The sequence below is a fragment of the Reinekea forsetii genome, assembly GCF_002795845.1.
GTDB classification, from domain to species: Bacteria; Pseudomonadota; Gammaproteobacteria; order Pseudomonadales; family Natronospirillaceae; genus Reinekea; species Reinekea forsetii.
Genome location: NZ_CP011797.1, coordinates 3,431,139 through 3,437,500, shown reverse-complemented (window position 1 = coordinate 3,437,500; position 6,362 = coordinate 3,431,139). Strand labels below are relative to the sequence as shown.

Annotated in this window: 3 protein-coding genes, 1 tRNA gene and 2 rRNA genes; all 6 read left to right on the top strand. The window is 51.6% G+C overall.

Annotated features, from left to right (window positions below; genetic code table 11):
• Positions 1-47: 47 nt before the first annotated feature.
• Positions 48-123, top strand: a tRNA-Ala gene (locus tag REIFOR_RS15705).
• A gap of 345 nt (positions 124-468) precedes the next feature.
• Positions 469-3,470: ribosomal RNA gene (locus REIFOR_RS15700) — 23S ribosomal RNA — on the top strand.
• Between the two features lie 165 nt (positions 3,471-3,635).
• Positions 3,636-3,751 (top strand): 5S ribosomal RNA (gene rrf, locus REIFOR_RS15695).
• Between the two features lie 209 nt (positions 3,752-3,960).
• Positions 3,961-4,953, top strand: a complete 993-nt coding sequence (locus REIFOR_RS15690; protein ID WP_100258457.1) for a biotin--[acetyl-CoA-carboxylase] ligase — start codon at positions 3,961-3,963, stop codon at positions 4,951-4,953.
• On the top strand, positions 4,947-5,678 hold the full coding sequence (locus tag REIFOR_RS15685; RefSeq protein WP_100258456.1) for a type III pantothenate kinase: 732 nt from the start codon (positions 4,947-4,949) through the stop codon (positions 5,676-5,678). The genes REIFOR_RS15690 and REIFOR_RS15685 overlap by 7 nt, the downstream gene beginning before the upstream one ends.
• Positions 5,675-6,340, top strand: a complete 666-nt coding sequence (locus REIFOR_RS15680; RefSeq protein WP_100258455.1) for an SPOR domain-containing protein — start codon at positions 5,675-5,677, stop codon at positions 6,338-6,340. Before REIFOR_RS15685 ends, REIFOR_RS15680 begins: the two co-directional genes overlap by 4 nt.
• The last annotated feature ends 22 nt before the right edge of the window (positions 6,341-6,362 follow it).

The following is a 6,362-nucleotide window of genomic DNA, read 5'->3' as shown; positions in this document are numbered from 1 at the left end:
CGTTTGGGCTGTTGAAAAACAGGCAACGTAAAAAATAGCGCCGAATTGGGGCTATAGCTCAGCTGGGAGAGCGCCTGCTTTGCACGCAGGAGGTCTGCGGTTCGATCCCGCATAGCTCCACCATATTCGGAAGTTCTGCGGTTCGAGCGAGTTGTCGCACCACCCGCATAGCTCCACCAATTCGTAAGCAGCATCCATCACTCAAAGCCAATCAGATTGAATTTCATACAGCCAAGCACTCCGTTTATCTAGGTATAAACAGCTGAATGCTTTGCTTTGTGAAATACACAATACCGTTCTTTAAAAATCTAAAAGAGTTCTCAAAAGAAAGAAACTGTTGTGTGGTGGCGCTCTTAGTCGAGTCGTTGCGCACACGACAACTCAAGCGTAAGAAACTGAAATAACCAACAGTTGCAAGACCGATTCAAAGTAAGGGTCAGCGAGAGCTGAGACTGCTTCGGGTTATATGGTCAAGTGACTAAGCGTATACGGTGGATGCCTTGGCAATCAGAGGCGATGAAGGACGTGGTAATCTGCGAAAAGCGTGGGGGAGCTGATAAACGAGCTTTGATCCCGCGATGTCCGAATGGGGAAACCCACCCAGTGTAAGCTGGGTATCTTAGACTGAATACATAGGTCTAAGAGGCGAACCCGGGGAACTGAAACATCTAAGTACCCGGAGGAAAAGAAATCAACCGAGATTCCCTAAGTAGTGGCGAGCGAACGGGGAACAGCCCTTAAGCTGTGTGAATGTTAGTGGAAGGACCTGGAAAGGTCCGCCGTAGTGGGTGATAGCCCCGTACACGAAAACTGATCACAGTGAAATCGAGTAGGTCGGGACACGAGAAATCCTGACTGAATATGGGGGGACCATCCTCCAAGGCTAAATACTCCTGATTGACCGATAGTGAACAAGTACCGTGAGGGAAAGGCGAAAAGAACCCCTGTGAGGGGAGTGAAATAGATCCTGAAACCGTATACGTACAAGCAGTGGGAGCCCCATCACAAAGCGACTTTGCGGAGTCCTTTGGTGTGATGGCTAAAGGAAACATTGGCGAAGCGCAGCTTCGCGAATGCAACCGGCAAAGCAGGCAGTGAGGCCGCTTTGTGATGGGGTGACTGCGTACCTTTTGTATAATGGGTCAGCGACTTACATTTTGTAGCAAGGTTAACCGAATAGGGGAGCCGTAGGGAAACCGAGTCTTAACTGGGCGTCTAGTTGCAAGGTGTAGACCCGAAACCGAGTGATCTAGCCATGGGCAGGTTGAAGATTGAGTAACATCAATTGGAGGACCGAACCGACTACCGTTGAAAAGTTAGCGGATGACCTGTGGCTGGGGGTGAAAGGCCAATCAAACTCGGAGATAGCTGGTTCTCCTCGAAAACTATTTAGGTAGTGCCTCGGACGAATACCACTGGGGGTAGAGCACTGTTTGGGCTAGGGGGTCATCCCGACTTACCAACCCCATGCAAACTCCGAATACCAGTGAGTACTATCCGGGAGACACACGGCGGGTGCTAACGTCCGTCGTGAAAAGGGAAACAACCCAGACCGTCAGCTAAGGTCCCAAAGTTTTGGTTAAGTGGGAAACGATGTGGGAAGGCTCAGACAGCTAGGAGGTTGGCTTAGAAGCAGCCACCCTTTAAAGAAAGCGTAATAGCTCACTAGTCGAGTCGGCCTGCGCGGAAGATATAACGGGGCTCAAACCAAACACCGAAGCTACGGACTTGTGTATTTATACATGAGTGGTAGAGGAGCGTTGTGTAAGCCGTTGAAGGTGAGTTGAGAAGCTTGCTGGAGGTATCACAAGTGCGAATGCTGACATGAGTAACGATAATGCGAGTGAAAAACTCGCACGCCGAAAGATCAAGGTTTCCTGTTCAACGTTAATCGGAGCAGGGTGAGTCGGCCCCTAAGGCGAGGCTGAAGAGCGTAGTCGATGGGAAACAGGTTAATATTCCTGTACTTCAATACAGTGCGAAGGGGGGACGGAGAAGGCTAGGTGATCCGGGCGTTGGTAGTCCCGGTTTAAGCGTGTAGGCTGAGTGTTTAGGAAAATCCGGACACTCACTAAGGCTGAGGCGTAATGACGGTGATCCCACGGGATCCGAAGTCACTGATGCCATGCTTCCAGGAAAAGCCTCTAAGCTCCAGCTGTATTGGAACCGTACTCCAAACCGACACAGGTGATCAGGTAGAGAATACCAAGGCGCTTGAGAGAACTCGGGTGAAGGAACTAGGCAAAATGGTGCCGTAACTTCGGGAGAAGGCACGCCCAGGCTGGTGATGAGACTTGCTCTCTGAGCTGACTTGGGCCGAAGATACCAGGCCCCTGCGACTGTTTACTTAAAACACAGCACTCTGCAAACACGAAAGTGGACGTATAGGGTGTGACACCTGCCCGGTGCCGGAAGGTTAATTGATGGGGTTAGCGTAAGCGAAGCTCTTGATCGAAGCCCCGGTAAACGGCGGCCGTAACTATAACGGTCCTAAGGTAGCGAAATTCCTTGTCGGGTAAGTTCCGACCTGCACGAATGGTGTAACGATGGGGGCGCTGTCTCCACCCGAGACTCAGTGAAATTGAAATCGCGGTTAAGATGCCGTGTATCCGCGGCTAGACGGAAAGACCCCGTGAACCTTTACTATAGCTTCACACTGGACTTTGATGTTATTTGTGTAGGATAGGTGGGAGGCTTTGAAGCTGTGACGCTAGTTGCAGTGGAGCCAACCTTGAAATACCACCCTGATAACATTGAGGTTCTAACGTCGGCCTCGAAACGAGGTTACGGACCGTGTGTGGTGGGTAGTTTGACTGGGGCGGTCTCCTCCTAAAGAGTAACGGAGGAGTACGAAGGTGCGCTAAGCATGGTCGGAAATCATGCGGTTAGTATAATGGCATAAGCGCGCTTGACTGCGAGACGGACAGGTCGAGCAGGTACGAAAGTAGGTCATAGTGATCCGGTGGTTCTGTATGGAAGGGCCATCGCTCAACGGATAAAAGGTACTCCGGGGATAACAGGCTGATACCGCCCAAGAGTTCACATCGACGGCGGTGTTTGGCACCTCGATGTCGGCTCATCACATCCTGGGGCTGAAGCCGGTCCCAAGGGTATGGCTGTTCGCCATTTAAAGTGGTACGCGAGCTGGGTTTAGAACGTCGTGAGACAGTTCGGTCCCTATCTGCCGTGGACGTTGGAAAATTGAGAAGAGCTGCTCCTAGTACGAGAGGACCGGAGTGGACGAACCTCTGGTGTTCGGGTTGTCATGCCAATGGCATTGCCCGGTAGCTAAGTTCGGACGGGATAACCGCTGAAAGCATCTAAGCGGGAAGCCCCCTTCAAGATAAGTTTTCCCCGAGGCTTTAAGCCTCCTGAAGGGCCCAGTAAGACTAACTGGTTGATAGGCAGGGTGTGTAAGCGTTGTGAGGCGTTGAGCTAACCTGTACTAATTGCCCGTGCGGCTTGGCCATATAACGCCGAAGTGGTTTGAGCTGTTGGTAGTTCAGAGATACGCTGAAAGAAAAGAACGACCAAGATGAGTTGAGCAGTATCCGGAAGTTGAGAGCTTTTTTAGTACCCAATTGCGTAGAGCGTGCGCTGTCACCCGACAGACACGAGCTATGACAACCAGTTTGCTTGACGAACATAGAGCGTTGGAACCACCTGATCCCATACCGAACTCAGAAGTGAAACGACGTATCGCCGATGGTAGTGTGGGGTCTCCCCATGTGAGAGTAGGTCATCGTCAAGCTCCTAAAAAAACGAAAAACCCGCAGTCTAACGGCTGCGGGTTTTTTTATGCCTGTTCGATTATACATATGGTGAGAGCAATGCCTGACCATGCTAATTAGCTGAACGACGACTTCGCATCTGGTATAAATATTATTTATCGCTATCCTAGGTGGCTAGTGCCAATTTGGCCTAACTAAGACAACACCTTGAACCGTCTGTATTGAATCAATGCCCAATCGCCGAGTGGAGAACGTCTTTCTGAAACAGCTGCTAACCCTATTGTCGTTGCTCCAAGGCCAAGATTTCGTGTCGGGGCAAGACTTGTCTGCGGCGCTTAATGTCTCAAGACCGACCATTGCGTCCTGGGTAAAAGACCTGGAGTCATCCGGCCTATTGATAAATAAAATCCGCGGTCGAGGCTATCGCCTACTCACCCCGATTCAGCCTATTGATTCGAAACAGGTGTCCGCAAAGTTGTCGGCGGCCGGACGTGACATATTTCCCGTTATCGATATAGTTGCGCAAACAGATTCAACCAACAAGACAGCGCTCGGCGCGGTTTACCAGCTCGATGAGTGGAAGTTATTTTCCGCAGAATTTCAGCAGGCAGGGCGTGGCCGAAGAGGCAAGGTTTGGCAGAGCCCACCCTGTACCAACCTTACTTTCAGCCTAGGGCATAGGGCCATTTTTGAGGTCGGCGTACTGTACCTATCAAGCCTGCTGGTTGGCGTAGCTGTCGCGACTGCTTTGGAGCAGGAGACCGGTTTACCGGTTCAACTCAAGTGGCCGAATGACCTCTACTGTAGAGATAAGAAATTGGCCGGCATCCTATGTGAGCTCCAAGGCAGCCCAATTGATGAAGCGACGTTGGTGATTGGCGTGGGGATTAACGTTGCGAGCGCGCCTACTGATACCGCTAACGCCGCCACGAGCTTGCTGGTCGAAACTGGGCGTCTTTTACCTCGCGATCTACTATTGGTCAAAATGGCCGAGGCGATAGTCAACACCTTTGCCGCGGCCAAGTGCTCCGGAACCTGGCCTATCCTGGCAGCCTGGCGCTCCCGTGACTTCCTTTATGGCCGCAGTATTGGTGTCCACCAAGGTGACCGCGTGACCACGGGTACGGCCCAGGGTATCGATGAAAAGGGCCAATTGATTGTCTTGGACGATTCCGGCACGCTGCGCTTGTTCAATGGTGGTGAGGTGAGTGTTAGATGGTAAATGAATCAGCAACCTTATTTTTAGATTGCGGCAATACGCGTATTAAGTATAGCCATGGCGATGATTACGGAGTCTTTGCAGACCTTGGGTCGCTGGCAAGTTTCGTCACCGATGGCTATGTGTGCGAGGTAGTGGTAGCGTCGGTGTCGCATCAAACAGCAGAAGTAGTCGGTGTGCTCTGGGCCCAAGGTATCGAAGCTCAGGTTGCGACCGTCGTCGATGGCTTTGCCGGCCTGCGCTTGGTGTATCCTGATGTCCGTCTGCTGGGGGTGGACCGTTGGTTGGCTATGCTTGGCGCCTGCCAGCGCTTTCCGGGTCAGGACCTATGGGTTGTCGATGCCGGTACCGCATTAAAGATCGATTACCTCACCAAGGACTCCCGGCACCAAGGCGGTTCGATATCTGTTGGCTTGGCACTAGCGGCCAAAAGCCTGACCGGTAATACGGCGCACTTGCCAAAGGCCGACCTTGGCTTTAGCGCTCAACTGGGCCAGGATACTATCGGGTGCCTAAATTTCGGTATTGTCTATGGGGCGGTTGCCCTAATAGAGCAAACAGTACAGTCCTTCGGTTCTGCTAAGGCACAGGTTGTGCTCACTGGCGGCGATGCTGACACCCTTCGGCCGCATCTAACCAAGCCCATTATCCATGCGCCCAACTTGGTTTTGCAGGGTTTGAAATACTATTGGCGACTAATCAATGAGCTAAACGGAGACAGCAAATGAGATGGATTCTATTAGTGTTGGTTGTTCTCAACCTTGGTTTCGGTGGTTACCAATATTGGCTGTCAACACAACCGGCTGCACCGGCTATAAGTACCGTTGCGATGGCAACATTGAGTAATTTACAGCCCACCAAGAACCAGATAGACCGGCTCCAGCAGTCCAAGCGTCCGTCCGACAGCGCGCAAGGCGAAACCAAGCCAACGCAATGCGTGCGCATAGAGGGTTTGGTCAGTGGGCAAAGTCTTGAGGTGATTGTGTCGCGGCTGCAAGCAATCGAAATCGCGGCAATCCAAGAGCCGTCTCAGAAGGTTGTCAAAACGGATTACCAAGTAATTTTTGGGCCGTTCAAAAATAAAAGCTTGGCAAAGGAGAAGTTAACCGAGGTGGCGGCTAAGGAAATCGAAAGCTACATCATCTCTACGGGTATCAATGCCAATGCCCTATCAATGGGTATGTTTTCCAGCGAAAAGAATGCGCTACGGCAACAATCCTTGCTCGCCAGCAAGGGCGTAAATGCCTCCATTGTGAGCAAGGAGCATCGATCCGACTCGGTGAGCCTGGTGATCGACCCGATTTCGGCGGCGTTGGTGGCGGACGAGACACTGGCGTCTATCTTGTCTCAGTATGAAAAGGCAGAATATTCGCGCTACAACTGCAATTAGGCTTGCATTTTTTTTTCCCTGA

Coding starts and splice junctions, on each gene's coding strand:
- REIFOR_RS15690 (WP_100258457.1), top strand. CDS start 3,961: ATGCCCAATCGCCGAGTGGAGAACGTCTTTCTGAAACAGCTGCTAACC.
- REIFOR_RS15685 (WP_100258456.1), top strand. CDS start 4,947: ATGGTAAATGAATCAGCAACCTTATTTTTAGATTGCGGCAATACGCGT.
- REIFOR_RS15680 (WP_100258455.1), top strand. CDS start 5,675: ATGAGATGGATTCTATTAGTGTTGGTTGTTCTCAACCTTGGTTTCGGT.